Below are 2,592 nucleotides of genomic sequence, written 5' to 3' on the forward strand. Positions count from 1 at the left end.
CGACGCTGCTAAAACACGTGTGGAACAAGCGCTCCGGCAGCTTGAACTTGCAAAAAATAGACACTCTTACGCGACACTTCTTGCGCCATACGACGGTGTCGTTACGGCAATGCGTATGGAGGTCGGTCAAGTTGTTGCGGAGGGGCAAAGCGTTATCTCTCTCGCAAAAGAGGGTGAGCGTGAAGTGGTGGTCGATTTACCCGAAGATATGGTGAGCAAAGCCAAACAATATAGCGCAAAAGCACAATCATGGAGCGATCCTAAAACACCGGTATCTCTGCATCTTCGAGAGCTATCGCCGATCGCTTCCGCACAAGGAAAAACTTTCCGTGCACGCTATGCACCTACAGCGGAATCCAGTACGATTATGAACGGAATTTCTTTGGGTAGTACGGCACAGCTTCAATTATCTCTTCCCTCAAGCGATGAAGGGGTGAACGTCCCTTTGAGCGCGCTTATTAAAACGAATAATACACCGGGTGTGTGGGCCGTAAATAGTACAGGAAATACCCTTTCGTTTGTGAAAGTGAGTGTTTTAAACCACGGTACGGATAGCGTTCGTGTTCGCGGTTTGAATGAGGGAGCTCGTATTGTGACGGTAGGGGCTCAAAAGCTTGACGCTTCTATGAAGATTCGTCCCATCGAACGTATCAATGGAAATTTTGAGACCAGAGGTACCTTATGAAGGATTTTAACCTCTCCGAATGGGCGGTAACGCACCGTCCGATGGTCCTTTTTTTGATTATTGCCGTATTGATTGCCGGTATTGTATCGTTCACCAAACTCGGACGTTCGGAAGACCCCAATTTTAATGTGCCGACGATGAGCATCGTAGTCGCATGGCCCGGTGCAACGGCAAAAGAAGTTCAAAATCAAGTACTAAACCGCATTGAGCGCAAACTTCAGGAACTTGAATATATTGACTATGTTAAATCGTACTCACGCCAAGGTTTTGGAGCGATTGAGGTACGTGTTAAAGGGGGAATCGGCAGAAAAAACTTGGATGAATCTTGGTATCAGGCTCGTAAGAAGATTTCTGATATTAGTCGTGAGTTCCCCTCCGGAGTACGCGGCCCTTTTTTCAATGATGAGTTCAATGATGTCTACAGTGTTTTATACGCCGTAAAAGCATCTGATTTAACGATGGCTGAGCTCGGTGATACTGCTGAGGAGATTAAACGTCAGTTGCAAAGTGTAGCAGGCGTCAAAAAAGTGGATATTCTCGGCAAACAGCCCGAGCGTGTTTTCGTAGAACTTTCTACCCACCGACTTGCGGCAATGGGTATCTCCCCTAATGTTGTAATGGATGCCTTATCCGCACAAAATATGGTGACCCCTTCAGGATCAATCGATACGGCGAATGATCGGGTGCATATCCGAATTGACGGTGTATTGCACAACGCAAAAGATGTGGCAAATGTGAGTATTCAGGTTGGCGGTAAACTGCTCAAACTCTCCGATGTTGCCACCGTACGTACCGGTTATGAAGATCCGCAAAGCTTTACTATCCGACATAACGCCGAGCAAACGGTAGCCATCGGTGTAATCATGAAACAAAACGGTGATATTCTGAAACTCGGTACCGATTTGGATGCACAAATGGCACTCATTAAAAGTGAATTGCCTATCGGTGTTGACGTCGAGAAATATGCGGATCAGCCTAAAATCGTAGAGGAATCGGTATGGGAATTTGAGAAATCATTCCTTGAAGCCTTGATTATTGTTTTGATTGTCTCTTTTGTCTCACTCGGTTGGCGTACGGGTATCGTTGTTGCAGCCTCAATCCCTCTTGTATTAGGGATCGTATCGATGATTATGTATGCCGCCGGATGGAACTTGGATCGTATTTCTCTGGGTGCATTGATCATCGCATTGGGTCTTTTGGTCGATGATGCCATCATCGCGGTAGAAATGATGACGGTCAAACTCGAAGAGGGGTATGATCGACTGAGTGCCGCCACCTTTGCCTATAGCTCAACGGCGTTTCCGATGCTTACCGGAACGTTGGTTACGGTAGCCGGTTTTATGCCGGTAGGTTTTGCCCAATCGATTGCCGGCGAGTATGCCGGAGGGATATTTTGGGTAGTCGGGGTAGCTCTTTTAGCGTCTTGGGTCGTCGCCGTCATCTTTACCCCCTACCTTGGGATGAAGATGTTGCCGCACTATGATGCTCCTTCATCAGAACAAGCGCATGATCCTTATGACAAGCCGATGTATCATAAATTTCGGCAATTAATCAACTGGAGTATAGCTCGACGCTGGTGGGTTCTTGGGGCTACCGTTGCCCTTTTTGCTCTTGCGGGGGCGGGGATGATGTTTGTCCAACAGCAGTTTTTCCCGACCGCGTCTCGCAGTGAATTATTGGTCGAGCTTCGTCTAAGAGAGGGAGCTTCTTTTGAAGCGACACAAAAACAGGTGCGCTTGATGGAACAGCAGCTTAAAGCAGATTCCAATGTTACGAGTTTTACGGCTTACAGCGGAGCAGGAACCCCGAGATTCTTTTTATCGTTATTCCCGGAACTTCCAAATCCCTCCTATGCTGAATTTGTGGTAGTCACTCCCAATCTTGAAGCACGTGAACAGGTCCGTAGC

2 protein-coding genes are annotated in these 2,592 nt (G+C 47.4%); both read left to right on the forward strand.

Annotation, left to right across the window (positions count from 1 at the left end; translation table 11 throughout):
• Window positions 1-685 (forward strand): efflux RND transporter periplasmic adaptor subunit (locus JU82_RS00095; RefSeq protein WP_037945423.1); only part of this gene is annotated, 685 nt, incomplete at its 5' end.
• The coding region (locus JU82_RS00100; RefSeq protein ID WP_037945424.1) for an efflux RND transporter permease subunit at window positions 682-2,592 on the forward strand (1,911 nt) is incomplete at its 3' end. The genes JU82_RS00095 and JU82_RS00100, both read left to right, overlap by 4 nt.

The sequence above is a fragment of the Sulfuricurvum sp. MLSB genome, from assembly GCF_000747095.1.
In the GTDB taxonomy this organism is placed as follows: domain Bacteria; phylum Campylobacterota; class Campylobacteria; order Campylobacterales; family Sulfurimonadaceae; genus Sulfuricurvum.